24 protein-coding genes and 1 pseudogene are annotated in these 24878 nt (G+C 60.2%); 9 read left to right on the top strand and 16 right to left on the bottom strand.

Going from position 1 to position 24878, the window contains the following annotated elements; translation table 11 throughout:
• Positions 1-237: 237 nt before the first annotated feature.
• A complete protein-coding gene (locus GH665_RS23025) occupies positions 238-1812 on the bottom strand; it encodes an MFS transporter (protein ID WP_153139213.1) in 1575 nt (524 codons plus the stop codon).
• Between the two features lie 166 nt (positions 1813-1978).
• Between GH665_RS23025 and GH665_RS23020 the strand changes: the two genes are divergently transcribed.
• Entirely contained in the window at positions 1979-2875 is an 897-nt protein-coding gene (locus tag GH665_RS23020) for a LysR family transcriptional regulator (protein ID WP_153139211.1), read from the top strand.
• A gap of 41 nt (positions 2876-2916) precedes the next feature.
• Here the strand turns inward: GH665_RS23020 and GH665_RS23015 are convergent, their stop codons facing one another.
• Positions 2917-4089: an SGNH/GDSL hydrolase family protein gene (locus GH665_RS23015; RefSeq protein ID WP_246216328.1), complete on the bottom strand. Its 1173-nt coding sequence runs from the start codon at positions 4087-4089 to the stop codon at positions 2917-2919.
• 107 nt (positions 4090-4196) lie between these two features.
• Here GH665_RS23015 and GH665_RS23010 point away from each other — a divergent pair, with 107 nt between their 5' ends.
• Positions 4197-4568: a VOC family protein gene (locus GH665_RS23010; RefSeq protein ID WP_153142248.1), complete on the top strand. Its 372-nt coding sequence runs from the start codon at positions 4197-4199 to the stop codon at positions 4566-4568.
• Between the two features lie 62 nt (positions 4569-4630).
• Here GH665_RS23010 and GH665_RS23005 read toward each other — a convergent pair whose 3' ends face one another.
• Positions 4631-5932, bottom strand: a complete 1302-nt coding sequence (locus GH665_RS23005; protein ID WP_144192995.1) for an aspartate aminotransferase family protein — start codon at positions 5930-5932, stop codon at positions 4631-4633.
• 79 nt (positions 5933-6011) lie between these two features.
• On the opposite strand from GH665_RS23005, the gene GH665_RS23000 reads away from it, so the two are divergent.
• Positions 6012-6896 (top strand): LysR family transcriptional regulator, encoded by an 885-nt coding sequence (locus GH665_RS23000; protein ID WP_174771749.1) that lies wholly within the window; start codon positions 6012-6014, stop codon positions 6894-6896.
• 58 nt (positions 6897-6954) lie between these two features.
• On the opposite strand, the gene GH665_RS22995 is transcribed toward GH665_RS23000, so the two are convergent.
• The 5 genes from GH665_RS22995 to GH665_RS22975 all read right to left on the bottom strand — a co-directional run bounded on the left by GH665_RS22995 (position 6955) and on the right by GH665_RS22975 (position 11400).
• Positions 6955-8145, bottom strand: coding sequence for a glycine C-acetyltransferase (locus tag GH665_RS22995; protein ID WP_153139205.1), 1191 nt, complete (start codon positions 8143-8145; stop codon positions 6955-6957).
• Complete coding sequence (locus tag GH665_RS22990; RefSeq protein WP_153139203.1) at positions 8138-9079, bottom strand: aminotransferase class IV; 942 nt, start codon at positions 9077-9079, stop codon at positions 8138-8140. The genes GH665_RS22995 and GH665_RS22990 overlap by 8 nt, the downstream gene beginning before the upstream one ends.
• A 10-nt stretch (positions 9080-9089) precedes the next feature.
• Complete coding sequence (locus GH665_RS22985; RefSeq protein ID WP_153139201.1) at positions 9090-9635, bottom strand: peptide deformylase; 546 nt, start codon at positions 9633-9635, stop codon at positions 9090-9092.
• Entirely contained in the window at positions 9632-10762 is a 1131-nt protein-coding gene (locus GH665_RS22980) for a branched-chain amino acid ABC transporter substrate-binding protein (RefSeq protein WP_153139199.1), read from the bottom strand. Before GH665_RS22980 ends, GH665_RS22985 begins: the two co-directional genes overlap by 4 nt.
• Before the next feature lie 224 nt (positions 10763-10986).
• Entirely contained in the window at positions 10987-11400 is a 414-nt protein-coding gene (locus tag GH665_RS22975) for an MFS transporter (protein WP_153139197.1), read from the bottom strand.
• 375 nt (positions 11401-11775) lie between these two features.
• Between GH665_RS22975 and GH665_RS22970 the strand changes: the two genes are divergently transcribed.
• Both GH665_RS22970 and GH665_RS22965 read left to right on the top strand, forming a co-directional pair.
• Complete coding sequence (locus GH665_RS22970; protein WP_153139195.1) at positions 11776-12255, top strand: Lrp/AsnC family transcriptional regulator; 480 nt, start codon at positions 11776-11778, stop codon at positions 12253-12255.
• Between the two features lie 109 nt (positions 12256-12364).
• On the top strand, positions 12365-13564 hold the full coding sequence (locus GH665_RS22965; protein WP_343038760.1) for a methyl-accepting chemotaxis protein: 1200 nt from the start codon (positions 12365-12367) through the stop codon (positions 13562-13564).
• 177 nt (positions 13565-13741) lie between these two features.
• On the opposite strand, the gene GH665_RS22960 is transcribed toward GH665_RS22965, so the two are convergent.
• On the bottom strand, positions 13742-14200 hold the full coding sequence (locus GH665_RS22960) for a GNAT family N-acetyltransferase (protein WP_246216327.1): 459 nt from the start codon (positions 14198-14200) through the stop codon (positions 13742-13744).
• Between the two features lie 278 nt (positions 14201-14478).
• On the opposite strand from GH665_RS22960, the gene cqsA reads away from it, so the two are divergent.
• On the top strand, positions 14479-15768 hold the full coding sequence (cqsA, locus tag GH665_RS22955; protein WP_153139191.1) for an alpha-hydroxyketone-type quorum-sensing autoinducer synthase: 1290 nt from the start codon (positions 14479-14481) through the stop codon (positions 15766-15768).
• Positions 15769-15787: 19 nt separating this feature from the next.
• Here cqsA and GH665_RS22950 read toward each other — a convergent pair whose 3' ends face one another.
• Positions 15788-16816, bottom strand: a complete 1029-nt coding sequence (locus tag GH665_RS22950) for a response regulator (protein WP_246216326.1) — start codon at positions 16814-16816, stop codon at positions 15788-15790.
• Positions 16813-18159, bottom strand: a complete 1347-nt coding sequence (locus GH665_RS22945) for a sensor histidine kinase (protein ID WP_246216325.1) — start codon at positions 18157-18159, stop codon at positions 16813-16815. Before GH665_RS22945 ends, GH665_RS22950 begins: the two co-directional genes overlap by 4 nt.
• A gap of 434 nt (positions 18160-18593) precedes the next feature.
• On the opposite strand from GH665_RS22945, the gene GH665_RS22940 reads away from it, so the two are divergent.
• The gene (locus GH665_RS22940) at positions 18594-19268 is read left to right on the top strand and encodes a hypothetical protein (RefSeq protein ID WP_153139189.1); all 675 of its coding nucleotides are present in this window, start codon (positions 18594-18596) and stop codon (positions 19266-19268) included.
• A gap of 91 nt (positions 19269-19359) precedes the next feature.
• On the opposite strand, the gene GH665_RS22935 is transcribed toward GH665_RS22940, so the two are convergent.
• Positions 19360-20280 (bottom strand): LysR family transcriptional regulator, encoded by a 921-nt coding sequence (locus GH665_RS22935; protein ID WP_153139187.1) that lies wholly within the window; start codon positions 20278-20280, stop codon positions 19360-19362.
• 132 nt (positions 20281-20412) lie between these two features.
• On the opposite strand from GH665_RS22935, the gene GH665_RS22930 reads away from it, so the two are divergent.
• Complete coding sequence (locus tag GH665_RS22930) at positions 20413-21186, top strand: SDR family oxidoreductase (RefSeq protein ID WP_153139185.1); 774 nt, start codon at positions 20413-20415, stop codon at positions 21184-21186.
• Positions 21187-21292: 106 nt separating this feature from the next.
• On the opposite strand, the gene GH665_RS22925 is transcribed toward GH665_RS22930, so the two are convergent.
• The 4 genes and pseudogenes from GH665_RS22925 to GH665_RS22915 all read right to left on the bottom strand — a co-directional run bounded on the left by GH665_RS22925 (position 21293) and on the right by GH665_RS22915 (position 23840).
• Positions 21293-21676 (bottom strand): nuclear transport factor 2 family protein, encoded by a 384-nt coding sequence (locus GH665_RS22925; protein ID WP_153139183.1) that lies wholly within the window; start codon positions 21674-21676, stop codon positions 21293-21295.
• 29 nt (positions 21677-21705) lie between these two features.
• Positions 21706-21810: pseudogene (locus GH665_RS39150) on the bottom strand (aldo/keto reductase); the annotation flags it as partial.
• Positions 21811-21896: 86 nt separating this feature from the next.
• Entirely contained in the window at positions 21897-22283 is a 387-nt protein-coding gene (locus GH665_RS22920) for an ester cyclase (protein WP_153139180.1), read from the bottom strand.
• 129 nt (positions 22284-22412) lie between these two features.
• Positions 22413-23840 (bottom strand): cytochrome P450, encoded by a 1428-nt coding sequence (locus tag GH665_RS22915; protein ID WP_153139178.1) that lies wholly within the window; start codon positions 23838-23840, stop codon positions 22413-22415.
• A gap of 82 nt (positions 23841-23922) precedes the next feature.
• Between GH665_RS22915 and GH665_RS22910 the strand changes: the two genes are divergently transcribed.
• A complete protein-coding gene (locus GH665_RS22910) occupies positions 23923-24861 on the top strand; it encodes a helix-turn-helix domain-containing protein (protein ID WP_153142244.1) in 939 nt (312 codons plus the stop codon).
• Positions 24862-24878 lie beyond the last annotated feature (17 nt).

Below are 24878 nucleotides of genomic sequence, written 5' to 3'. Positions count from 1 at the left end.
AAACACGTCAGCGTTCCCCAACGTTCGGCGTGTGTGTTTGTTAGCCGCAGCGTCGTCTGCGGCTTTTTTTATGCCGCTTTTTGCCTCGGAACGAGAGCATCGACCGTCTCGCTGCTCAGACAATTACTCTCGCCCCCTTTCCCGCAATCTGAGCGGCTCTGAAGTTCACATCTGAGCGAAGTGTCGGCGTGCTTCAGGCGCAAGCCGGCAATGCCGATTGAATAAATAGACGACACGTCAAGCAGGTTCCCGATCACTCGCCATCACGCTTGCACGGCGCTCACGATCCGTTGATGAATCGTCGTCGGTGCGAGTCCGGCCAAGAATCACGAACACCGCAATCGCGCACAGCAGCGTAACGACAGTCAGCCCCGCGAGCAAAAGGCCGAACGCATCGGTATAGATGTGCTGCAATGCCGCGTGGCTGACATGCGGAAGAAGCGCCGATGCGCGCTCCAGATCGCCCGCTGCGAGACGTGCCGCCGCTTCGGATACGTCGGCGGATCGAGCATCGGGTCTCACGATCGACTGCACGCGAGCCTGCGTGAGCGCTGCCAGAATCGCGCTGACCGTTGCGAGTGCAATGCACTCACCTGCCACACGCGTGGTACTGAAAATTCCCGTCGCCATGCCGGCGCGCTCCTTCGGCACGACGCTCACCGACAAGCCGTCCATCAATCCCCACGGCATTCCCGCGCCGACGCCGATTGTGAGCAAGGGAGCGATCGCGGCATGGCTCGCACCGTCGCGTAACACAATGGTCAGCCAGTACAGGCCGGCCGCGGCGATCAACAAGCCGATGCCCGAGATGACGCCGGCCGACATCCAGCGCGTCAGCGTTGCGGCAACGAGCGGCACGACCAGCATCGGGGCCGACAGCGCGAGCATCAGCCAGCCGGCCTCGATCTCGCTGTAACCGTCGGCACCGACAAAACGCAACGGCAGCACGACGAGCAGCACGATGTAGCAGTAGCAGGTCGCGATCGGCAGCACCTGCACGCCGACAAAACGCGGATAGCGGAACAGAGACAGATCAAGCATGGGCCGCGCGACGTGCGTTTCGATGACCCAGAACGCAGTGCCCAGCAATGCCGCGCCCACCAGAAATCCGACGACGAGCGGGTTCGACCAGCCGCTCTCCGAGGACTGAATCACGCCGAACGTGAAGCACGACAACGCCCCGGTGAACGTAGCGATTCCCGCCCAGTCGATACGCCGCGCATCCGGGTCGCGCGATTCACGCATCTGCGGCACGCCGAACAGCAGCGAGAGGACACCCACCACGGCACCCGTCGCGAAGATCGCTCGCCAACCGAAGCGCTCGATCATGAAGCCCGCCAGCACGGGTCCGAATGCCAGCCCAAGCCCGAAGGTCGTGCCGAGCAGACTGAACGCGCGGGTGCGCGCGCGACCGTCGAACTCCTGGGCAAGAGCCGCAGTGCCGCCCGCCAGCGCGGCCGCGGCGGCAACACCCTGCACGGCGCGCAGCAGATCGACGACCAGGATCGACGGTGCAAAGCCGAGCAGCATCGAGACCAGCGCGAATCCGCTGACACCGATCGCAAACAGGCGCTTGCGTCCAAACCGGTCCGCGAGTGCGCCCGCCGCCATCAACAGGCTGCCAAAGGTCAGCATGAACGCGTTCGTGATCCAGTTCATCTCGACCGGGCCGCCCGCGAGCTCCCGGCCAATCGCGGGCGTTGCCAGCGCACCCGCCGAAAAACTGAGCGGCAGCGCGAGCGCTGCGAGACAAACGGCCGTCAGAATGGCGACTGGCCGTCCCATTGAAACGGACGAAAAAGTGTTGCTCATCGACGCTCCCCAAAGAAAGCCGGTCCGCGCGACACCTCCTGTGCGCGCACTCCCGGCAGAGCGATCAACGATAATTCGGATTCAATCAAATAAAAACACCGTGGAATTCCGATGATAAAGGAGTTAAATTCCTTAATTCAATCGGCTTTACGGGTGTCAGAACGGGATGGACAACCTCAACGGAATCGTCGCGTTTGTGCGCACGGCAGAGGCGCTTAGCTTCGTCGCCGCCGGGCACAAGCTCGGCATCTCGGCGTCGGCGGTCGGCAAGGCGATTGCGAAGCTGGAACACTCGCTCGGCGTGCGGCTCTTCCATCGCACCACACGCAAGGTCACGCTCACCGACGAAGGCCGTCATTTCTACGATCGCTGTCACCGGATACTGGAGGATCTGCGCGATGCCGAGGCCATGCTGTCGGAGGCCGCGCAAACACCACGCGGCAAGCTGCGTATCAGCCTGCCCGCGATCGGCTATCGATTCCTGTTGCCGGTGCTGCCGGAATTCACGCGACGCTATCCCGACGTCGAGCTCGATCTGGATTTCAACGACCGGCTCGTGGACGTCGTCGAAGGCGGGTTCGATGCCGTCATCCGCAGCGGCACGCTGAGCGATTCGAGTTTGATGTCGCGCCGTCTCGGCGCATTCTGCTTCGTGCTGTGCGCGTCGCCGGGCTATCTCGCGCAAGCGGGTGTGCCGGCCACACTGCGCGACCTGGAAGCGCACGCCTGCGTGCGTTACCGGTTTCGCACAACCGGCAAGCTGCAGCCGTGGGAATTGCTGGCGGATGGAAGTGAGCCTGCGAATCTGCGCACGGCGCTGACCTGCAACAACATGGAAGCGTTACGCGAGACTGTCATCGCGGGATTTGGCATTGGCTACATGCCGGACTTCCTGGTTCGCGATGCAATCGCGACGGGCATGCTGACGACGGTGCTCGGCGCGCATCAGATCGCCCCAGGACAGTTCTCGATCCTATGGCCGTCGAGCCGGCAGTTGTCGTCGAAACTCAGAGTGTTCGTCGATTTTATGTGCGCGAAACTGTTCAAGGTTTCAGACGGCTGACCCGTCGGCGTGGATGTCCGTTCATGCAGCCTTTGCGGGCTTCACCGTGTTGATCGCTCAGTAGAGAGAAGACCTCCATCGCCAAACGCGAGCCTGGCGAACCGCTCGCCAATGCGGCGATGCGCGGGCCCATCCGGATGCAGTTGATCGGGCAGCGGCAGATCGGCGAAATCCTGTTGACCGTAGAGTTCAAGTCCGTCGAGATAGTGCAGATGTGGGTCGTTCGCCGCGCGCTGCTGCACGATGCGTCGCAACTCATCCCGTATGACGGTCAGCGTCAACTTTCCGGCCTTGCGGTCGGCCGGATCACCTGTGGCCCGAAACGAAACCTTACCTGCGGCGAGCGCATTCATATCGAACGCGCCAGGGCCCGGCGTGTCCTCGTGAATCGGGCAATAGAGCGGTGAGATGATCAGCAACGGCGCGTCTGGGTGGCCTTCCCGGATGGTGTCGAGAAAACCGTGCACCGCCGGCGTAAAAGCACGCAGCCGCATCAGATCCGCATTGACGAGATTGATGCCGATCTTCAGGCTGATCACGTCGGCAGGCGTGTCGCGCATCGTTCGGGCGGTGAAGGGGTCGAGTAGCGCGCTGCCGCCGAATCCAAGGTTGACCAGCTCCACGTCGCCGAGGGAAGCGGCAAGCGCGGGCCAGATCGAAGTGGGACTCTGTGCGTTGGAGCCATGGCTGATGGAACTGCCGTGATGCAGCCAGACTGTTCGCCCCTCGTCGACAACCGGCTCGACATGGGCGTTCGAGCGCAGCGCGACAAGCTCCGTGATTTCGTTGTGCGGCAGCCAGAGTTCGACTTTCTTGTCATGGCTGGGCAGGCCGCTAAACCGCAGGGTGTCCAGCGAACCCGACTGCTTCGACACGGTGCCGGTGGCCATGTCGATCGTCACGGTGTCGCCACCCGTTGCACTACTCTGATGGACGAGGCGGCCGTCCACCAGCAGGTCATACACACCGGCTGGCCGCGGCGGGACACCCGCATACGCGTACCGTGTCGGCAGGACATCGATTTCGATATCCGTCGCCGGGGTGCGAAACGCCAGTCGTACTCCTGAGGGCTGCGACTCGGCCATCGCCAACTGAGGGTCGGTGCATTGAGCGCGCGCCCAGGCAGGCAAGCGGTGCGGCATCAACCCGCGTTCGGTCTGCTCGAGTCCGAGGGCGCCACGCAGGAGCGCCTGGCTAATGCGTGTGGTAATCAAGGGAGCCTGCTCGTTCGTCATGTGTGGGTAGGGGCATGTCTTAAGATACGGGCGGCGGCATGCCGTCAAAGCGGAAGTTCAATCGCCAATCCCATTCGGAGAATCCGATGTCCGTCTCTATGACGAGGTTAATACTGTACGTCCGCGATGTTGCATTGCTGAAGTCGTTCTATCAGCAACACTTCGATCTTCCCGTCACAGAAGAAATTGCAGGTGAGTGGGTTGTACTCAACGCAGGCGGCATGGAGATTGCCCTGCACCGTGTCGGCGAACCTTACCGCGACCGGCCAGTCGCCGCCAATACGTCGAATGCCAAGATGGTTTTCTCGGTGCAAACGGGATTACCGCAGCTACGCGAGAAACTGGTGAACGCCGGTGTACCGATGCGCAGCCTGAAGCGCTTCGACGGCTTTGCCCAACTGATGTGTGACGGCGAGGATCCGGAAGGGAACGTATTTCAGCTTTCGCAAGCGGACTGACGTTGCCCAGGGTGCCGGGCGCGGTCCGGCCGCTCGCCGCTCATCGATAAATAGCGGGGCGATTATAGCGAACGCTCAATCGCCTGCCCTAGTAGCTCCAGCCCCAGGTCGATCTCTTCCTCGCGGACAGTCAACGGGGGGGCGATGCGAAACACGCCGCCCATGCCGGGCAACTGCACGATGTTCATGCTGAGCCCCAGGTTCATGCACTCGCGGGTGATCTTCGCGCCAAGCCCGTCCGCCGGTTCCTTCGTGCGGCGGTCCTTGACGATCTCCAGACCGAGCAGCAACCCGCGCCCGCGAATGTCGCCGATGCACTCGAAGCGTTCCATCAAATCCAGCAAGCCGCGTTTGAGCCGCTCGCCCATCAGGTTCGCACGCGCAACCAGCCCCTCGCGCTCGACCACATCCAGCACCCGCAGACCGACAGCGGCAGGCAGCGGATCGGACACATGGGTCGTATAGAACAGGTAACCCAATTCATGGGCCCGCTCTTCGATCTGCGCGGAGGTCACGACCGCCGCGAGCGGCAGACCAGCGCCTAGCGTTTTCGACAGGGTGAGAATGTCCGGTGTGACGCCGTCGCGCTGGCAGGCGAACATCGTGCCCGTGCGGCCCACGCCGGTTTGCGCTTCATCGAGGATCAGCAGCATGCCGCGCTCCTCGCATTTACGCTTTAGCGCGGCCATATAGCCTGGCGGCAGTTCGATGATCCCGCCCGAACTGAGGATCGGCTCCGCGATGAACGCGGCGAGATTGCCGCTGGACTGACGATCGATCAGATCGAAGGCGTAGTCCAGTTCCGCCAGGTAATCGTATTCGCCATTGCGCTCGAAGCGCGGACGGTACAGGAACGGCGCAGGAATCGCAAAGGAGCCGACGGCTGCCGGACCGACGCCCTTGCGGCCGGCGCTGTAGGTCGCGGATGCCGCGTTCCCCGTCATGCCGTGCCACGACTGCGCAAAGCCGACGATTTCATATTTGCCGGTGACCAGTTTCGCCATGCGAATGGCGGCCTCATTCGACTCCGCGCCGGTGCTGAGCAATAGCGCCCGGTCGAGTCCGTCAGGCGTGATGTCGGCCAGCCGGGTTGCCAGATCGACCACCGGTCGCGAAAGCATGCCGCTGAAGAGATGGTCGAGCTTGCCGGCGTATTCATTGATCACCGACACGATCTCCGGGTGGCTGTGCCCAAGCACCGCGCTCATCTGCCCCGACGTGAAATCCAGAATCGCGCGGCCGTCCGCGTCATACACAAAGCTGCCTTGGGCCCGCTCGATGATCATCGGCTCGAAGGTGCCGCCGTAGCGGATGAGGTGCTGCCTGGCGTTGCGCCAGAAAACTGCGTCATTGTTCCCGGACACGTTGCTTCTCCCTTGGCGGGTGGCTGGAATAACTTGCAGTCTAGAGGGCACTCTGCTTTCATAGAATCGAATACTTCTTATGGAAGCTAGAAGCGAGCCTAATATCTTGAGCCTTTCACTCGAAATCGATCTGCTGCGTTCGTTTATCGTCATAGCCGAGGTCCGGGCGCTGAGTCGCGCGGCTAACCGGATTGGCCGGACCCAGTCCGCGCTGAGTCAGCAGATGAAGCGCCTCGAAGAAATCGTCGACCAGCCGCTATTCCAGCGCACGGGTCGTGGGGTGGTGCTGACGAATCCCGGCGAACGGCTGTTGATCCACGCCCAACGCATTCTGCGCGTGCACGACGAAGCGATGGCCGATCTGTCCGGCAAAGGGTTGTCGGGAACGATCCGTTTCGGCTGTCCGGAAGACTACGCCGCCGTTTTTCTGCCGCATTTGCTGCGTCAGTTCTCAAGCCAGCACCCGCATGCGCTGGTGGAGGTCATGTGCGCCCCTACCCCGCGACTACTCGAACAACTGGAGATGCATGCGCTGGACCTTGCCATGATCTCGTTGCCGGAAGACGCGCCGAATGCCGATATCATTCGCCGCGAGCCGCTGGTCTGGGTAGGCTATCCGGGACTGGACTCCGCCCATTTCGATCCATTGCCACTGGCGCTTTCCGATCCGGACACGCTCGACCACGTGGCGGCCTGCGATGCGCTGCAACGCGCAGGCAGGGCCTATCGCATCGCCTATGCGAGCAGCAGTCTTGCCGGGCTCACGGCGCTGGTCCGCTCGGGGCAGGCCTTTGCCGTCATCACGCAGACTGCAGTCGCCCCCGATCTCACGATACTCAATGGCGATCCCACGCTACCGTCGTTGCCCGCGGTAGGTATTACGCTGAAGTTCGAGCGGGAGCGTCCTTCACATCTGACCACGGCATTTGCGGAGCACATCAGACTGACGCTGCCGTTGCTGTAACCGAGCAACGCGGCACTTTCTTCAAGCGTCGCTTTGCGACAGTACCGGCAAACAGAAATCAGATCCGAATTGCTTTAAATGCGAGCAGCACGTCCTCCACGTCCGAATCGGATAACGCAAGGGACAACTGGAGCCGAAGTCGAGCGGCTTCTCTGGGCACCACCGGAAATGAAAAGGCTGCTGCCAGGATGCCTTTCTCGGCAAGCGAACTTGCGACAGACTGTGCGCGAACCGCGTCATGAAACATCACTGGGACAATCGGGTGAGTGCCAGGCAATACCTCATACCCTTGTGCCTCGAGGCCAGAGCGCAAATAGTCACTCATCGCGCGCAACCGGGCAAAGTCGATTTCGTCGCCAGCGAGGATATCCAGTGCGCAAATTGAAGCCGCGGCGATCGCAGGCATAAGTGCATTGGAGAATAGATAGGGACGTCCAAATTGCCGAAGCGTCTCAATCGCAAGCGTTGGACCTGCGACGAATCCACCCGCTGCCCCGCCCAATGCTTTACCAAGCGTGCCGACATACAGATCCACAGCGTTGTGCGCCCGCTGCGATTGAGCCGTGCCTCGACCGGTTTCGCCGATCACGCCGATGCCGTGCGAGTCGTCGACGATCAGCATGCTCTCCGATGCGCGGCAAATCTCACCCAGTTCATTCAGCGGCGCCTGAAACCCGTCCATCGAAAACACGCCATCGGTGACAACCCATCTCGCACCTTGCCCGCCGCTTTGGCGCAACTGGTCATTGGCGGCGGCGACGTCGCGGTTCGCATATCGATGCCGCGTGGCGCGACAAAGTCGCAAACCGTCGATGATGCTCGCATGATTCAGTTCATCGGACACCACGGTATCGCCTTCGGCAGTCAGTGCCTCAAATAGCGCACCGTTCGCATCGAACGCGGAAGGAAACAGCAACGCCGCCTCGGTGTCCATGAAGGCCGCGAGTTTTGATTCCAGTTTCCAGTGCAACTCGTTCGTGCCACTGATGAATCGCACGGACGCCATGCCTAAACCATACCGCGCGACGGCTTCACGGGCGGCCTCCTTGAGACGAGGGTCGTCTGCGAGGCCTAGGTAGTTGTTCGAGCACAGATTCAGATAGCGCCGCCCCGCCGACCCGGAAGTTGGCTTCGCGAAAATATGAGCCGACTGCGCCGAAGTCAGCGCGAACTCGCGTTTGACCGATCCTTGTACCTTGAGTGAATTGTGCTTTTCCTGAAGCCGCTCAACGAGCGTCTTGCTAAGCATGCTGGTCCCCGTAGTCGACCGCCAGGCTCCATGCCGGATCGTCGTGCCGAGCCCAGTATGCGTCAAACAATGCGCGCGTAATACGTCCGGGCCTGCCGTCCCCGATCGCCGTACCGTTGAGCCGCGTCACCGGCATGATGCCTCCGGCCGTTGACGTGATGAATACCTCGTCAGCATTGCGCAACTGGCTTTCGCTAACCGCCCCTGTACGTGAGCGCAAACCTGCCGCATCCGCGAGATCGAACACCGTCTGGCGTGTGATGCCATGAAGTACGCCGTGGTCTGGGGTATGCAACACCCCGTCGCTCACGATAAAGACGTTGAATCCCGGACCCTCGGCGAGACTGCCGTCCGTGCACTTAATGACCACGGTTTCGGCGCCGGCGTCGTACCCTTTGAACAACGCGGTCACGAGGTCAAGCCAATGGTAGTTCTTGATTTGCGGATCGACCGACTCCGCTGGAATTCGGCGCACGTCGTCAATCAGATGCATATGTAGCCCTTCTTCCAGTTGCCGCGCGTTGGCAACCGACCCGAACGGCACTGCAAACGCGACAAACTGATTGATCGCCTCGCGCGGGTCACGGCTGAATGTCGGAGATATCCCTCGCGTACAAAGCATTTCGACGTATGCGTCGCGCAACCCTGACCGCCTCACGCACTCGACCAGGATGTCACGAAGCGCCTCATCGCTGAATTGCACGTTCAGCCGCAGCTTGGCCAGCGACCGGCGAAACCGCGCGATATGTAGATCGAGACGGAAGAACTTCCCTTTCCAGACATGTACGGTGTCGTAGGTTACGTCTGAGTGAAGAAGTCCCCAGTCGAGCACCGAGATACGCGCTTCCGAAATTGGCATGAACTTACCGGCCATATACGCGACGCCGGTAGGATAGGTCAGGCCGTCGATGCGGCCGATGTCTTGAACAGGCATACAGGAACTCTCAGGTTGTGTGAGGGAAGTAGTCGACGAGTCGGGCGAATGCCGCGAGATCCGCTTCGAAGACACTACGGTGCACGAGCGGGTTGGGTCCGGTCGCATGGTCGAAAGACAGTTTTCCGTCGAGGTGATCGATCTCGTGCTGCATCAACTCGGACAGGTCCGGCGGTAGACGCTCCTTTACATGAACACCGCCCTCAAGCGTCGTGTACACGATCGATACGGAAACGTGTCGCTCGACCTTCACGAGCATTTCCGGAAAACAGAAGCAATCGTCCCAGAGTGTCATACGTTCCGCGCTGCACCAGACGATCTCGGGGTTCACGATCACCTCCGGCCAGCCGGGCAGCGCAAGGCCGATCATCCGTTTGCCAATGCCGATCTGCGGCGCCGCGATCGCTCGACCGAATCCGTGCTCCTCGCGAAACGCCTTGATCTCTTCGGTCAGCGCGCGTGCCTGTTCCCGCACAACGGGATCGTGAACGTCGCCAACCGGTTTCGCGATCTCGCGAAGTGAAGCCGTTCCGACCGCAAGAATGCGTGAGCTCATTTCGACACCTCTGACAGCGCCACCTTGTGGCCGCCCCTGAATGTTGAGATCGTGGCAACCGGGTTTCGCAGATCGCCGTTCGCATCGAATGAAACGTTGCCGGTTACGCCCTGAAAGTCCACCCTATGCAGCGCATCGACTATCTTCGCGGGGTCGCCCGACTGCGCCTGCATGACAGCATGGTAGATGGCCATCATCGCGTCATATGCATAGGGTGCGTAGAGTTGTACAGGTTCGCCATACTTCGCCTTGAAGCGCTCGGCAAAGGCTGGACCACCCGGCATCTTTGCCAGGCTGCGGCCGCCGTCTGCACAATAGAGATTACCGTTGAGCGCTTCGCCGGCCAGTTTCTGGATTTCTTCGGTGCACAAGCCGTCGCCCCCCATCAGAGGCGCCTCGATCTGATACTTCTTCATTTGCTTAAGCATGGGTCCGCCCTGGGTGTCCATGCCACCGAAGAAGATCGCGTCTGGCCGCTTGCCCTTGATCAATGTGAGCGGAGCACCGAAGTCGAACGCTTTGTCCGTTGTGTAATCACGTGCGGCAACAGCGATACCAGCCTTGCCGATGTCGTCAGCGAACACGTCGGCGATGCCCTGTCCATATGCCGTGCGATCGTCAATGACGCCCACGCGCCGCACGTGCAACTGCTCGACTGCATAACGCGAAACGGCTTGACCGAGAAAGTTATCGTTGGCCAGCATGCGGAAGGTCGTCCGGTAGCCGAGGTGAGTGAATTGCGGATTGGTCGCCGACGGTGTCAGCTCCGCGACATTTGCGGCGGCGTAAATTCGTGCGACGGCGATCGACGTGCCCGAGTTCTGATGTCCAATGACGGCGCTCACGTGCTGATCGATGAAGCGTTGCGCGACCGTTGTCGCGGTCTTGGGATCAGCCTGGTCGTCCTGCGCATCGAGTGCGAATGTGACCGGCTTGCCAGCGATCATTGGATGCTTAGCGTTTATTTCCTCAAGCGCGAGGCGGATGCCGTGCTCACTATCCTTGCCGTAATGAGCCTGACCGCCAGTGAGCGCGCCGGCAAAACCGACCACGATCGTATTGTCCGCGTACGCCGGTGCCGTGAGGACACACAGCGTCACGATGTATAAAAGCTGCCTTGGTCGCATTCTCTTCTCCGCATTGCCGAGTCGTTGAATTGAAGCCTAAATTCTAGGGACACGCTACGAAATCCAAAAAACGATGGACGCGGAAAAACATTAGGAAATTTCTTTTGTTGGGGCTCGCGCGAAATCCGAAGTGCACGCCACTCGCCTCGCTGGATGCTCGATTGAATTCGGCGCAACGGTGCTTGAAAAGTCATCAATCTCTCGTGCGGTTCGACATCCCATCGCTACCGCAACACCGTCTGCGCAGTCTCGCGCGATAGGCGAGCAGCGACCAGGCTGATCAGGGCGCCCGTTGCGATATACCAGGTGGGCGATAACGGGTTGCCTGTCATGCTAATCAGCCACGTTGCAACAAACGGTGCGAAGCCCCCAAAAACCGTTACCGCGAAGTTGTAGCTGAGCGCATCCCGAGAGGCCACTCCAAACGTGCGAATCAGGTTGCGACGATGACCTCGCCACACGATCTGTATCGGGGAAGACATTGATTTTTCGACGTGCACGGCACCACGCGGCGATTCACCTACACTGCGACGCAACCAGAAACCGAAAATGCCGATGATTGCAGTACCTGGTACAAACGGCACACGCCATCCCCAATCCGGGCCGTCGAAGGTGAATTGCGATGTGTTGGAACTCATAGAAAAGACGTTTGACAAGGGGAACGGAAACCTCGATCGCTTGAACAGATATCGACTCGCTAGTCACACCGCAATGCGGCCTGAAACGCTGCACTCCTCAGTGAATCAACCGATCGCTGCTATCGCCGCAATGAGCTTGTGTAGCGGTAATCAAGTCGGCGAGGCTGACCGGAATCGTGTCGTCTGCATACGCTGGCGAGACCAGCGTACATAGCCTCCCGATGGATAGAAGGCGCCCGGTTCACATGCTCTGTTTCGCGCTTTCCGTATCGATGATTGATGCTACGATTGTATGGACGCACCGAGAAATCCAAAAAAACTATCCGGGCCGATAAGCGTCGAAGAATTTCTTCGTCTCGCTTTTTGAGAAATCCAATGACTACTCAAGCTAATTCGCTGGATGATTTCGATTTGCGGATCCTTGCGATCCTCCAGCGTAACAATCAGATCAGCAACCAGTTGCTTGCCGCGGAAATCGGATTGAGTCCACCCGCGTGTATGCGACGAGTCAAACGGTTGCGAGACGAGAAGTACATTCAGCAGGACGTGTCGGTCGTCGATCCGAATAAGGTCGGCTTGCCGCTGATGATGCTGGTGATGGTTCAGGTTGAACGGGAGCGTGTTGATCTGCTCGATGAATTCAAGCGCTTTCTCAAGTCATTGCCTGAAGTTATGCAGTGTTACGTCGTCACCGGGCGGGCGGACTTTGTCATCATGATCTCGATGCGTGACATCGATCACTATGAAGAATTCTCGACGCGTGTGTTTAGACAGAACCCAAATATTCGCCACTTCGAAACCATGGTCGTGATGTCGAAGGTCAAGGTTGGACTATCGCTGCCGCTTGATATCTAACAACGGCCAGGCGACGTGGCCGGAAAGCTTCACGCCAATGACATGACTAGTTCCAGTTTGGTGTATCCCCACTTCTGGCACCGCTGCCCTCCCTCCCGGCGATGCACGTATGCGGTGCGTCGCCCGCCATCGCCGATTGTGTCTGCACCATGACATGCATCGTCAAACGTTTGCGAGGTGCATGCCCACGGCCGTAACGCCCGTGGAATCAACCCGGCCCGATGCTTGCTTTTATGTAGGCACAACAATCTTCAGCCACGGGGGCCATGCCATGTCGAATCCACTCGAAATCGTCGAGCTGACGCATCACGTCAGGAAACTCGCGACGGGAAAAATCTCCGATATCAACGACATCAATCGCGAGACCACCTTTCTCGCCCTCAACGCCTTGATCGAGGCGGCGCGCGCCGGCAATGCGGGCCGCGGCTTCGCGGTCGTGGCGAATCAGGTCAAGCATGTGTCGGCGCGAATCGGCGAAATCACCACGGTGCTCAATCGCGAACTCGCCGGCTCGCTGACCAGGCTGACCGATCTCGGCGACAGCATGATCGAACGGCTACGTTCGCACGAAGGTCAGCGTTGCGCCGACCTCGCGCTGAATATGATCGACGTGATCGACCGCAATCTGTACGAGCGCTCGTGCGACGTGCGCTGGTGGGCCACCGATTCCGCGGTGGTCGATTGCCTCGCCAATACGAGTGTCGACACGCGGGCGTACGCCTCACGCCGTTTGTCGGTGATTCTCGACAGTTATACCGTGTACCGTGATTTATGGATCATCGACGCGGCGGGCAACGTCGTCGCGAATGGCCGGCCCGATACGTACGCGGTGCACGGCCGCAACGTGGCCGAAGCCGGCTGGTTCCGCGACGCAATGAAAACGCCTTCGGGCGCGGACTTTGTTGCGGGCGATATCGAAGAACTCGCGCTTCTGAAGCACGCACACGTCGCGACCTACGCGACGGCAATCCGCGAAAACGGTGCGGTCAATGGCGCGCCGCTCGGTGCGCTGGTGATCTTTTTCGATTGGGCGCCCCAGGCGTCGGCCGTCGTCAAAGGCGTGCGGCTCACGGATGAGGAATGGCGGCGCACGCGCTGCATGATCGTCAACGCACAGCATCGCGTGATCGCGAGTTCGGACGACAAGGGTGTGCTCGACGAACAGTTCCGTCTGAATACCGGCGGCCGTCCTGCGGGCTTTTATCAGCTAACTGATGGGCGTACCGTATCGTTCGCCGCCACTCCAGGCTACGAGAGCTATCGTGGCTTGGGGTGGTATGGCGTGATCGTGCAGTCGCCGCCGGCTTGAGCCGTTGTCACGCACGCGCAACCGATGCGCTGCCGTGGGATCGCCCCGACAATCAGCGCGCGTAGCTGATCGGTGTACCCCCGCACGGATGCGGGACGATGCCCATCGGTATGCCCTGGATGTGCTCAAGCGTATTCGGGCGCATCAGTTCGGCGGAAATCGTCAGATGCCCGGTTGTCAGAAATCCCGGCTATCGCGCGCTTCGGGATTTCTAAGGTAGTAAATATCCCACTCCGTTTCTTCAATCTTCAGGAAACCATGCCGCTGATAAAAGCGGTTTGAGTCGCTATTGCGAAGCGCACCGACCTTGACCGGAATCGATCGGGAATCGGCGCTGGCAAAGATGGAATCGAGTACTGCCGAGCCGATTCCCCTGCCCTGATATTCCGGGCGGATATAGAGGTGCTCGAGTGTCAGATGATGGTCGGCGGGTTTCGCTACGACAAAGCCCACCGATACGCCATCGACAATAACGAACCTGCAGAACACGGGATCGAACGACGACAGGAATCGATCTCTCGCCCGCTGCGGATCGAAGCGGCCGATACGCTCCAGACTCTCCCGCATGGCCTCGATGCGTATCTGTACCAGCGCCTCGGCATCGCTGTGCGTTGTACCCGCGAATGTCACATTCACTTTCCTGTCCTTATCAGCGGTATGTCGGCTTATGCCGTCTCAATCTAAAAACGCCCGTGATTACCAGCGATTCCGGCATAAGCATCGCCCGATCGATTCTGGCCGGACACGGTTTTATGCTGAATGAATAAAAAGTCCACCGCAGGTTGCGTCGATTCACCGGGCCGCTGCTGAATTACTCGCAGATGCAGCAGTGACATGACACACGCGGAAAAACGAGTGGCTCACTATGGGTCTGCTGTCCGCTATGGGCAGTAGCTAACCTTTAAGGAGCCAAAATGAAAGCCGTTTTTGACCGCTTGGGAAAGAACCAACCCTCACCATCGCTCCCGGCCTTTGTGGCGTCGCGCGTCGAGCAATATTACAGCGAGCGGGTAACGGATACGTGGGGAGGCGGCCACATCATGCGTGGCCGCATTCCCGGACCGGATGCGTTGCATCTGTCGAGTAACGACTATCTCGCGATCGCGCGCCACCCCGACATCATCCGCAGTATGAGCCGGACATTGCGCTCAGACGGCAACGGACTATTGATGTCGGGCATCTTCCTGCACGGCGATTGCCCGCAACTGAAGTTCGAGAACCGGCTGGCGGCGTTCATGCATGCAGAGGCGGGCGTACTGTGTCAGTCCGGCTATGCGGCGAACATCGGGCTGATCCAGTCGATCGCTTCGGCACGAACACCGGTCTACGTAGACATGATGGCGCACATGTCGTTGTGGGAAGGCATCCGCTGTGCGGGCGCGGTTCCGGTCCCGTTCAGGCATAACGACGCGGCGCATCTCGAACAGCAGATCGTGCGGTACGGGCAAGGCGTCGTGCTGGTCGATTCGATTTACAGCACGAACGGTAGCGTATGCCCGCTTGTCACGTTCGCGGAGGTGTGTGACCGGCATGAGTGTGTGTTCGTGGTCGACGAGTCGCATTCGCTCGGCACGCATGGTCCGCGTGGCGCGGGACTGGTTGTCGAACTTGGACTCGAGTCTCGCGTCGCGTTCCGCACCGCAAGTCTTGCCAAGGCGTTTGCCGGCCGCGCCGGATTCATCAGTTGTCCGGTCCGTTTCCAGGAGTACTTCAAGTTCGAATCGAATCCTGCGATCTTCAGCTCCACGCTGTTGCCTCACGAGATTAGCGGACTGGACGCGACATTGTCGGTGATTGAAGGCGCCGATCGGCGGCGCAGGAGACTCGCCTCGAATGCCGCGTGGCTGCGGGAACGGTTGACGTCGCTTGGATATAACCTGAATGCCAGTGAGAGCCAGATCATCGCGCTCGAAGCAGGTACGGAACAACGCACGATCCTGTTACGCGACGCATTGGAATCGCGGGGCATTTTCGGTTCCGTGTTTTGCGCACCGGCAACGGCGCGCAATCGTGCACTGATCCGCTTGTCGATCCACGCTGCGCTGACCGACGCCCAGATCGAAAGGCTTGTGAGCGTTTGCCGTGACATTCGCAGCGAGGTTGAGCTCGACAGTTGGCCCTCCAGCCGTCGTCTCGGCGAGCGGCCGTCGTCCCGCAAACATAGCCACGAGCAAAGCACCGCGGATAGTGCATTAGCAGTCTGATAGCGGCATGACATGGAGTTTACGTGAGTGAACTCCATGTCTTCTGTATGTCGCGGTCCAGCCACTCGAGGTAACGGTCGTAACTCAGCACGTGGCCCAGATCAAACCCGGGCGGGTTGGGAATCACGGCATAAACGTAAGGCCGTTGCCCCGTAAACTGTGTTGCCGGGTGCATATAGCTTTCCCACGCAATGCCGTCCGTGGGGAAGTACCCGCTGGTTTGCCAGAAGTACGGCAAGCTCCGGCCGCTGTCCAGGGCTTCGAAAAAAGCCGCTGGCGCGCCTTGTACGTCGGCTATTTCTCGCACACCCCGCAGCGTTTCGTTCGTGTGGACAATCAGCAGATAGGACTTGCCGGCGCTGTCGAACATGAGCAGCCCGTTTGGCGAGTAGGAAAGGTAATGCTCGACAATACCGAGCGATTCAAAGAGTTCTTTTACCCGCGCACCCAGCGCTTCGTCACGCAAGAACGTATATTCCGACGTCACCAGCGTGTCGAGAATGGACTGGCACCGGTTGTCGAAGTACGCATGCTGCATATCCCGCACCGCGCGATTTAAGGCGCTGATGGCCGATGTGTCCTGCTTGCGAATGAAACGATGAATGATGCCTTCGTTGAAGCTCTCCACCGCGATACGCTCGTCCGCCTTTCCGGTCAGCATGATCTTGCGTACTGCGGGGTCCGTTATGCGACGGCAGAATTCGAGACCATTCAGCCCTGGCATGTCGTAATCCACGACGACAACCGACGCCGCCTGAAACCGGTCGTTATCGAACACCTGATTGCGGACGGCGTCGACACTCATTGCGATGACCTGATGAGCCTCGTCCTCGTCGGTTCGGTCCCGGTACGGCGCGAAGATCTGTTCCTCAGGCGCACCGTGACGAGGGCGTTCATTCACGAAGTGCAGCGCTTCCCTGGACGAACTGAAGAGCCGGAAGGCAAGGTTCGGTTCGAGTTGCAGACACAGATTCGACAGGAATGCCGAACTGTCGTCGACGAACGTGACCGTCGTCGGAAAGTAGAATGGTTTGATCGTATCCATCATGATGGCTTGGGAAAGGTCAACACAAACTCGGTATACACAGACTCGACAGACGTACAGTCGATGGAGCCGCCCATTACACGCATGACGTCGCGACAGAATGCGAGGCCGATGCCGGTGCCGACGGAGGCGTCATCCGCTTCGGCCGACGACGTATAGAAGCGCGTGAAGATGTGAGGAAGTACATGGGGCGCAATGCCTACACCGGTATCGCGAAAGAGGAGCCGGTTCGCACGCGCGCCAGGTGCAAGCCGGATCGAGATCAGCGCGCTATCGACATCTGCCATGCCGCGGAACGCATTTTTCAGCAGGTTGAAAAGCACATGGACCACCAGCATGCTCGAACCTTCGAACGTGAAGTCATTGATGAGATCCGTGAGTACCTGTTGCTGCTCTCCCTCGCGAAACGGATAGCGGGCGAGCGCGGTCTCCACGCATTGTCTGATCGAGCAGTCTGTGATCTGTTGGGAGTGCCCATCGGTAAACCGCGCGTTCGCGAGCAGCATGTCAATAATGGTATTGGAATGAACCGCCTCCTGCTCAATACGGGAGAGTACGCCGTCCATGGAATGAAGGTGAACGGAGCGGATCCTGGGCACGCGCAGCCCGCTGTCCTGAGCGATCCCGTATGTTTCGAGCAGCAACGGCAGGTAGCTTCCGAGGCCGGCGGCGCCGGCGCGAATGGCGAGTAGCGGCGTACGCAGTTCATGAGCAATGCTGCCGGCGGTCGCCAGCATGGCCCGTTCCTGTTCGACCCGGATGCGCTCCGTGTCATAGTTTGCGATGGCGCCGATCGCTATCGCAAACGAGAAAATCGCCAGATGAACAAGGTACGACGTGTTCATACTGACAACGTCGGTTGTTGCCCAATAGGCGAGGTACGCAAGCGCAATGCCGAGCAGGAAGTTGAGCAGCAGCATGAGCCAGTCGAGCAGCAACACCATCACGAATGCAGCGATCAGCGCACTTTCGACCCACACGTTCGAGCCATTGTTTTTCAACAGCATGAACGTGAAAAAGAATGGCAGTGAGTAAAAGATTGTCGCGTACCAGTAGTACGGCATGAGCTTTTTCGCCCACGACGGCCAGCGGTCGGAAAATACAATGGGAATAAACAGCGCGGAGCCGATCAGCCGCAGCGGCAGGTTTTCGTACGGCTGCGGAAAAAGATCGTGCCAGATGTAGTAATAAAGCGGGAAACCGACGATCGCAATGATCGAGAACGGGCGCATCCGGCGGCTCACGTATTGCAGGTTTCGCAAGGCAGGAGCGAACACCTGGGCAACGAATAGACGGATCGGCACCAACGTGCGGGCGCCCCGCGGGGGATTTCTCGTTGCGTGCATTATTTCCAGAATAAAAGATTTACCGCGTCTCTCAGGCAAGGTTCCGGCGTTGAAACTTTTGATGCTTCACGCCGCATCATCTGGATTATGCAGCGCGCGCATTTGTCTGCCCCAATTTACCAACCTGTCGAAGTCAATTGCCACGGCCGAAGCACAAATCTTGACCTAAGGCGACGCCGATGTCACGGCAAATAATTGCCTCCAGGCGCTTTGCGAACCGTCGCCCGGGTGATCGTCTTGTGACCATGGGACGAATGATCCGGCATCTATGCGCATTGAATCGGTTGATGGTTCGCTCGTTATGGAGGCTGGCATCACCCGGTAGTTTCATCGCTATATGACGCGATCCATTCACCTCGGAACGGTTGATTGCGCAGATGGTCGAATTCGATTCGCGTCTGTTCAACCCGTATCCGTACATAGGAGGGGTAGGCATGAAAGCAATCGAAAGCAGGCGTTCGTCCGTGCATTTCGGCTCCCTGGCGACCGTCTGCCTGCTGGCGGCAGGGTTTGCCGCTTCAACCGGTTCCGCGGCCGCTGCGGAGTCCGCCCTTCTGCCTCAGGATGCGCCTCACTACAGGCCCGGGGACAACTGGACCTATCAGTGGTCCGACCTGCTATCCCGAACGAGCAGAACCACCACGCAAACCGTGACGTCCGTCCATGCCGATGGGAGCGCCTCTCTTCAGATAGGGCCCGGAGGCAGGCAACTGGAACTGACCCCAGAAGCCAACGTAATTCCCAACGGGGCCGCGCCGAACGCCTGCGGTATCGCGCTTCATTTTCCGCTGCGAGCCGGAACGCACTATGAGGCGGACTGCCAGGCAGTCGGTGCAGCCGGCGCGACGGTGCTGCGGCGAGCCCAGTGCGAAGTGGAAGGTGTGGAGGAGATCAAGACAAGAGCAGGCTCGTTCTCCGCGATCAGGATCAGAATGAAGGGCGTCTGGACGCCGCAATCTGGCGCCGGAGGTGGGCCGATGGAAGAGACGCTGTGGTACGCCCCAAGCGCCAAGCGCGTCGTCCGCGAGGAGTTTCAAGGCCGCATGGGTGGAAAGGGTGTGCCCGCAACCACCGCAACCGAACTGGTGCGTTACGCGGTAAAACCGTAGCACGCGTCCTTCCATGTGACCACTCGCTCGACCCGCGATATGAGTGCGGCCCGGGCGGCGCGGGGCTAGCCCGCTACTGCAATCGGCGGCTTCATTTTCTTCCACCCGAATCGCCAACGAGCTGAGCTTTCAACAGCGCGTCGAGCCAGTCGGCGAACACCTGAACCCGGCGCGACAGATGTTGCCGATGCGGATAGAGCAGGTTCATGGGCATGGGCGCGGCCCGGTATTCAGGCATCACCTCGATCAGTTCGCCCGCACGCAGATGCTGCTGCACGTCGTAGGCAGGAATCTGGATCAAACCGAGTCCTGCAAGACAGCACGCGATATACGCCTCCGCGCTGTTGACGCTCACGCGGCCTCGCGTGGCCACCGTCCTTGCGGTCTCGCCGTCGAGCCATTCCCACTGCGCAATGCGTCCGCTCGAAGGCGACGCGTACTGAACGATCTGGTGAGCCGTCATATCGCCGGGCGTGGAAGGCGTGCCGTGATGGGACAGGTAAAGCGGACTCGCCACATTGATCAGCGGCAGATTGCCAATGGGACGCGCGATCAGGCCGGAATCGTGCGGCTTACCTACGCGCAGCGCGCAGTCGACGCCTTCTTCAACGAGATCTATCGTGCGATCGGTCAGGCTGAGTGTGATGTCGATCTTCGGATAGGCGCCGAGGAATTCCGGCAGCGCCGGTGCGATGATCAACCGGCCTATACGGCCCGGCACATCGATGCGCAGCATGCCGCCCGGCCCTACCGAGGTCTGCCGGAACAGGTTCTCGGTCTCCTCGACATCGGCGATCAGGCGCAGGCAGCGCTCATAGAGCGCGGCGCCGTCCTGTGTCGGCGACACCTTACGCGTGGTCCGGTGCAGCAGGCGTGCGCCGATCCGTCCTTCCAGTTCCTGGATCGCCGCGGATACCGACGAGCGAGGCAAACCTAATGTGTCCGCCGCGCGCGTGAAATTCGCACATTCGACAACGCGTGCGAAGACGCGAAACAGGTCAATACGATCCACGCTCGCTCCCACCACTGTTCGACTTTTCTGACCAGTGATGTCAGAAACAGTAGGTTTAAATGAATTTCCTGGAATATATCATCCAACAGGATGAGAGGCTGCATCGGGCGGCTTCGGCACTGGGGATGAACCATGGCAGACCACAGCATCAAAGGCAAAACCGTCGTCATTGCGGGCGGGGCGAAGAATCTCGGTGGCTTGATTGCGCGGGATCTTGCTGCCCAGGGCGCCAAGGCGGTCGCGATCCACTACAACAGCGCGAGTTCGAAGGCGGCAGCGGACGAAACACTTGCCGCGATCAAATCGGCAGGTGCCACGGCCGTCGCTTTCCAGGCCGATCTGAGTTCGGCCGGCGCGGTCGAGAAGCTGTTTGCGGATGTTGTCGCCGCGGTCGGCCGCCCTGATATCGCAATCAATACGGTAGGCAAGGTGTTGAAGAAGCCGTTCGTCGACATCACCGAGGCCGAGTACGATGAAATGACGGCGGTGAATTCCAAGTCTGCGTTTTTCTTTCTCAAGGAAGCCGGCAAGCACGTCAACGACAATGGCAAGATCGTCACGCTCGTCACGTCGCTGCTTGGTGCATTCACGCCGTTTTACGCGGCCTACGCGGGCACCAAGGCGCCGGTTGAACATTTCACGCGCGCGGCAGCCAAGGAGTTCGGCGCGCGCGGCATCTCCGTGACGGCCATCGGCCCGGGGCCTATGGACACGCCGTTCTTCTATCCCGCCGAAGGCGCGGACGCGGTGGCGTACCACAAGACCGCCGCCGCGCTCTCGCCGTTCTCCACGACAGGTTTGACCGACATCGAGGACGTGGTGCCCTTCATCCGCCATCTGGTCAGCGACGGATGGTGGATTACGGGGCAGACCATTCTGATCAACGGCGGTTATACGACCAAGTAGGCGAGCGAGCCGACACGCGCTTGCGATAGAGGAGCCGCGCTGGTTCTGCAGCAAGCGCTAGCGATGTCGTGGCCGGCAAGCATGTTGTTAATTGCCGGCCTCCACTTCACACGATTTTCTGGACCCACTGGCTGCGCCAGGCCGGCGCTTCGAAGGGATCGGAAAAGTACTGGGTCTCGTGAACGACCTTGCCGTCACGGAACTCCATGATGCTCACCGTGTAGGCCGCTCGCCCCTGATAGGTGATGCTGTATTCCGTGACCCAGAGATTGCCTTCTCCTTGAATTCGCCTGACCTCGAAACCGGACGGCTTGTCTGGATGATGACCCCGCAGCGCCTGCAAATTCACTCGCCCAACGATTCGCTCACCTGATTGTGGATAGTCACAGATGGCGTCGTCATCGTAGATATCGTGTTCCGCGTCGAGATCGCCGGCCGCCGATGCCTGCCAGTGTGCATTCAGCGCTTCACGTACGGTTTCTTCGTGCATGGCATGCCTCCGATATCGGTCACGTCAAGCTATTGCGGACGTCGCGGAATAAACCCGGGGCTGCCGGTCTTGACGACTTCGTTGAACCTCTGCCGCGTCTCAATCCGGTTAATCTCGTCGAACGCGTCGGCCGGGAATTTCTTGCCTTGCGACGAAGGACCAACGCTTGGGCCTGTTGGCCCCCGTTACCGCCGATAACCCATTAACTGGCGGACCCTGATTACAGTTGTGCTTCGATCGCGCTTTTGTCGAGCACCGACCATACCTCTGCGATCTTTTCGCCGCGAAATCTGTAGAACACGTTCTCCGCAAAAGTGACTCGCTTGCCGCCGACGTGCAATCCGAGGAAAGTATCCTGGGGTGAGCAGTCGAACCGCAGACGGCTCGCGACGAAAGGCGGCTCGGTCACCAGCAGTTCGATGTCGAAGCGCAAGTCCGGTATCTCGCTGACGTCCCGCTCCAGCATTTCGCGGTAGCCCGACAAGCCGAACGGTCGACCGTTGTGGCTGACGTTGTCATCGACGAACTGGCCGAGCGACGCCCAATCCCGCCGGTTCAGGCAATCCAGGTAGTTGCGGTAGAGCACGCTCAGATCCGGTTCGCTCACGATGGCCTCCTTATCGCCTGATGGCTCAGACCAGTCACGATCGTAGACCAAAAAGGCGTGAAGGGTCCGTTGCCCGCGTGGGCGGCACCGATCGCGATGCCGGCAAAGGACAACGTCGAATGCCTCAGATCAGCTTGCCCCAGCAGCAGCCGGTGCGAGTGCCAGGTGCACCGGCTGATCTGCCCGCAGGGTAACGTTCATGACGGGGCTCGGATGCGCCATGCCATCGGGAACGGACAGGGTAAAGCGCTGCAGGATCATGGCCGCGATAACCGTCATCTCGGCCATCGCAAGGTGTTGCCCAAGGCAAACGCGTGGACCCGCACCGAACGGCAGATAGGCGCCGCGCGGAATTCGCGCTGCATCGGCCGCAAAGCGCTCCGGTTGGAAAGCCGCGGGCTCCGGGAACCATCGCGGGTCGTGATGCAATAGTTGAACCGGCAGCATGAACAACGTGGCGGCGGGGAAATGCCAATCACCCAAAGCGATCGGCCCCGACGCGCGACGGCTGATCAGTACGGGTGCGGCGGGGTAAAGGCGCAGCGTTTCCTCAAGGGTTTGCGTCAGATAACGCAGTGCTGGCAGCGTGTCCGTCGTTGGCGTGCCGCCGCACAGCGCCGTCTCGACTTCGTGACGCGCGGCAGCCTGTACCGCCGGGTTCGACGCCATGCACCACGCCCACCAGATCAACGTCCGCGCCGTGGTCTCGTGTCCGGCGAGAAACGTCGTCATGCATTCGTCACGCACCGCCTGCAACGGCCATTTCTGAGGATCGTCCCGATGCAGGCGCAGAAGACGGGACAGCAGATCGTCGGGCCACGCGTCCTCCGGTGAACTCACGCGAGCCTGCAGATGACGATCGATCAAGCCCTTGAGCACCGCAAGGCTTTGTCGCTTGCCGCGTTTCCAGGGTACCCAGTCAGGCGAACTCACGGGCCAATAGAACTCGGCGTTGGCTGCCTCGCTGGTGGTGCGCATCGCCTGGTCCACATCTCGCGCCTCCTCGCCGATTTCATCCGAGAACGTCATCCGCAAGATGACGTCCATCGTCAGAGACGTCAGCGCGCTTTCGATGGGCCAGTGGCGGTCGTGAACCGGCCACTGCGCAAGTGCGTTACCGGTCGCGGCGGCGATGGTCGAAACAAACGTCTGCACGGCCTTCGGGGTGAAGCTCGGCTGCAGCGCGTGCCGCTTGTCGCGCCACGCGTCGCCTTCGGCGATCAGCACGCTGTGCCCGTGCAGTTGCGCAAATACATGCGTGGCCCGCTCCCAGCGACGCAGCGAATCGTGGTGCGTCACCAGCAACTCGCGCACGAGTTGCGGATCGGCGACCATGACCGCATGCTCCGGCCAGAGACGCAGATGCACCACGTCGCCAAACGCCTGTCGCCATTCGGCGAGCGCACCCAGCAAATCGCGCGACATGCGGCGCAAAAGCCCCCAGCCGGTCAAGGCCGCACGCGGCCCGGGCGGCCATACGCCGAGTGGGTGTCGTACAGGCGCGGGGGGCTGCGCGTCCGCGTGGAATGGGCAAGGGGATGAAGGTCGGGTATCCATGTGCGGCATTGTCCATGCGGGCGGCAGGTACGTCTTGAACGCAAACGACATCGACAGACATCCCACGCTATACTTTCCGGCCATGTCCGCCAATCCGATACCCACATTGCCGCCGTGCCCCGCCCTGGCCGACCGTGCCACCCGAGTGTTCGACGACGGCAAGAGCCCTCATTCACGGCTATATCTCCCACCCGCCGCCCTGCAAGACGCCATCGTGGCAATCATCTGCCGGGACACGCTTGGTTTCGAACTGAATGATGCCCAGCGTTTAAGCCATTTTCCAGCGTCGCAGCTCGTATGCCTCTCGTGGTACCGGGATCTCGATGCAGGGCTTGTGGAGCAGACCCCGGACGGCTCACTGTGGCGCCCGTTCGGTACAGCACTCACACTTTCGGGCAGTCAGTCCACGCCGACTGCAAGCTGGGCGCCGACAACCGGACATGGCGGCATGGTGTGTTTCAGCGCAGACGCGGCCCAGGCGTTACTCGGCGTCGAACTATCCGCCGTCAACGATCGTTTTCTTTCTGCTCCCGACCTGCTGGGCGATACCTGGCGGCCCTTCCTTGATGCGTTGCTCAACGCCAACGACGACGCCGCTACGCTGGCAGTGCTGGAACAGCATCTCGCGCCGCGCTGGCTAACGGTTCGCGGACGAGGTTCCGCGATTGCCTCGCTACGTCAGGCCGGCCGTCACTGGGTCGGGCGTCTCGCGAGGCAAGCCAGTGAATGGCGGCAAACGCATAGTCCGCGTCAGGTAGAACGCCGCATCAAATCGTACAGTGGGCGATCGTTGCGCGAGTGGCAATCGCTTGTGAAAACAGAAGGCGTGTTCTTCGCTGCACGGGAGAAGTACGAGACAGGACAAGCTTTCGATTGGGCCGCGATCGCTCAGGACGAAGGCTTTGCCGACCAGGCTCACCTGAGCCGTGCAGTGAAGCGCATCACCGGCTTCTCACCGAGCGAATTCGCGCAACGTTTTATCGAAGACGAATCGTTCTGGATGTATCGGTTGTGGGTATAACCTGGGCGGGCCTGACA

The sequence above is a fragment of the Paraburkholderia agricolaris genome (genome assembly GCF_009455635.1).
GTDB lineage: Bacteria > Pseudomonadota > Gammaproteobacteria > Burkholderiales > Burkholderiaceae > Paraburkholderia > Paraburkholderia agricolaris.
Note: the sequence above shows the minus strand (reverse complement) of the source record. Positions and strands in the feature narration are given on the sequence as shown.

Coding starts and splice junctions, on each gene's coding strand:
- GH665_RS23000 (WP_174771749.1), top strand. CDS start 6,012: ATGGAAGCTAGAAGCGAGCCTAATATCTTGAGCCTTTCACTCGAAATC.
- GH665_RS23010 (WP_153142248.1), top strand. CDS start 4,197: ATGTCCGTCTCTATGACGAGGTTAATACTGTACGTCCGCGATGTTGCA.
- GH665_RS23020 (WP_153139211.1), top strand. CDS start 1,979: ATGGACAACCTCAACGGAATCGTCGCGTTTGTGCGCACGGCAGAGGCG.
- GH665_RS22940 (WP_153139189.1), top strand. CDS start 18,594: ATGAAAGCAATCGAAAGCAGGCGTTCGTCCGTGCATTTCGGCTCCCTG.
- GH665_RS22950 (WP_246216326.1), bottom strand. CDS start 16,816: ATGATGGATACGATCAAACCATTCTACTTTCCGACGACGGTCACGTTC.
- GH665_RS23025 (WP_153139213.1), bottom strand. CDS start 1,812: ATGAGCAACACTTTTTCGTCCGTTTCAATGGGACGGCCAGTCGCCATT.
- GH665_RS22980 (WP_153139199.1), bottom strand. CDS start 10,762: ATGCGACCAAGGCAGCTTTTATACATCGTGACGCTGTGTGTCCTCACG.
- GH665_RS22910 (WP_153142244.1), top strand. CDS start 23,923: ATGTCCGCCAATCCGATACCCACATTGCCGCCGTGCCCCGCCCTGGCC.
- cqsA (WP_153139191.1), top strand. CDS start 14,479: ATGAAAGCCGTTTTTGACCGCTTGGGAAAGAACCAACCCTCACCATCG.
- GH665_RS22985 (WP_153139201.1), bottom strand. CDS start 9,635: ATGAGCTCACGCATTCTTGCGGTCGGAACGGCTTCACTTCGCGAGATC.
- GH665_RS22965 (WP_343038760.1), top strand. CDS start 12,365: ATGCGGTGCGTCGCCCGCCATCGCCGATTGTGTCTGCACCATGACATG.
- GH665_RS22925 (WP_153139183.1), bottom strand. CDS start 21,676: ATGCACGAAGAAACCGTACGTGAAGCGCTGAATGCACACTGGCAGGCA.
- GH665_RS22970 (WP_153139195.1), top strand. CDS start 11,776: ATGACTACTCAAGCTAATTCGCTGGATGATTTCGATTTGCGGATCCTT.
- GH665_RS22990 (WP_153139203.1), bottom strand. CDS start 9,079: ATGCCTGTTCAAGACATCGGCCGCATCGACGGCCTGACCTATCCTACC.
- GH665_RS22930 (WP_153139185.1), top strand. CDS start 20,413: ATGGCAGACCACAGCATCAAAGGCAAAACCGTCGTCATTGCGGGCGGG.
- GH665_RS22995 (WP_153139205.1), bottom strand. CDS start 8,145: ATGCTTAGCAAGACGCTCGTTGAGCGGCTTCAGGAAAAGCACAATTCA.
- GH665_RS22975 (WP_153139197.1), bottom strand. CDS start 11,400: ATGAGTTCCAACACATCGCAATTCACCTTCGACGGCCCGGATTGGGGA.
- GH665_RS22945 (WP_246216325.1), bottom strand. CDS start 18,159: ATGCACGCAACGAGAAATCCCCCGCGGGGCGCCCGCACGTTGGTGCCG.
- GH665_RS22915 (WP_153139178.1), bottom strand. CDS start 23,840: ATGGATACCCGACCTTCATCCCCTTGCCCATTCCACGCGGACGCGCAG.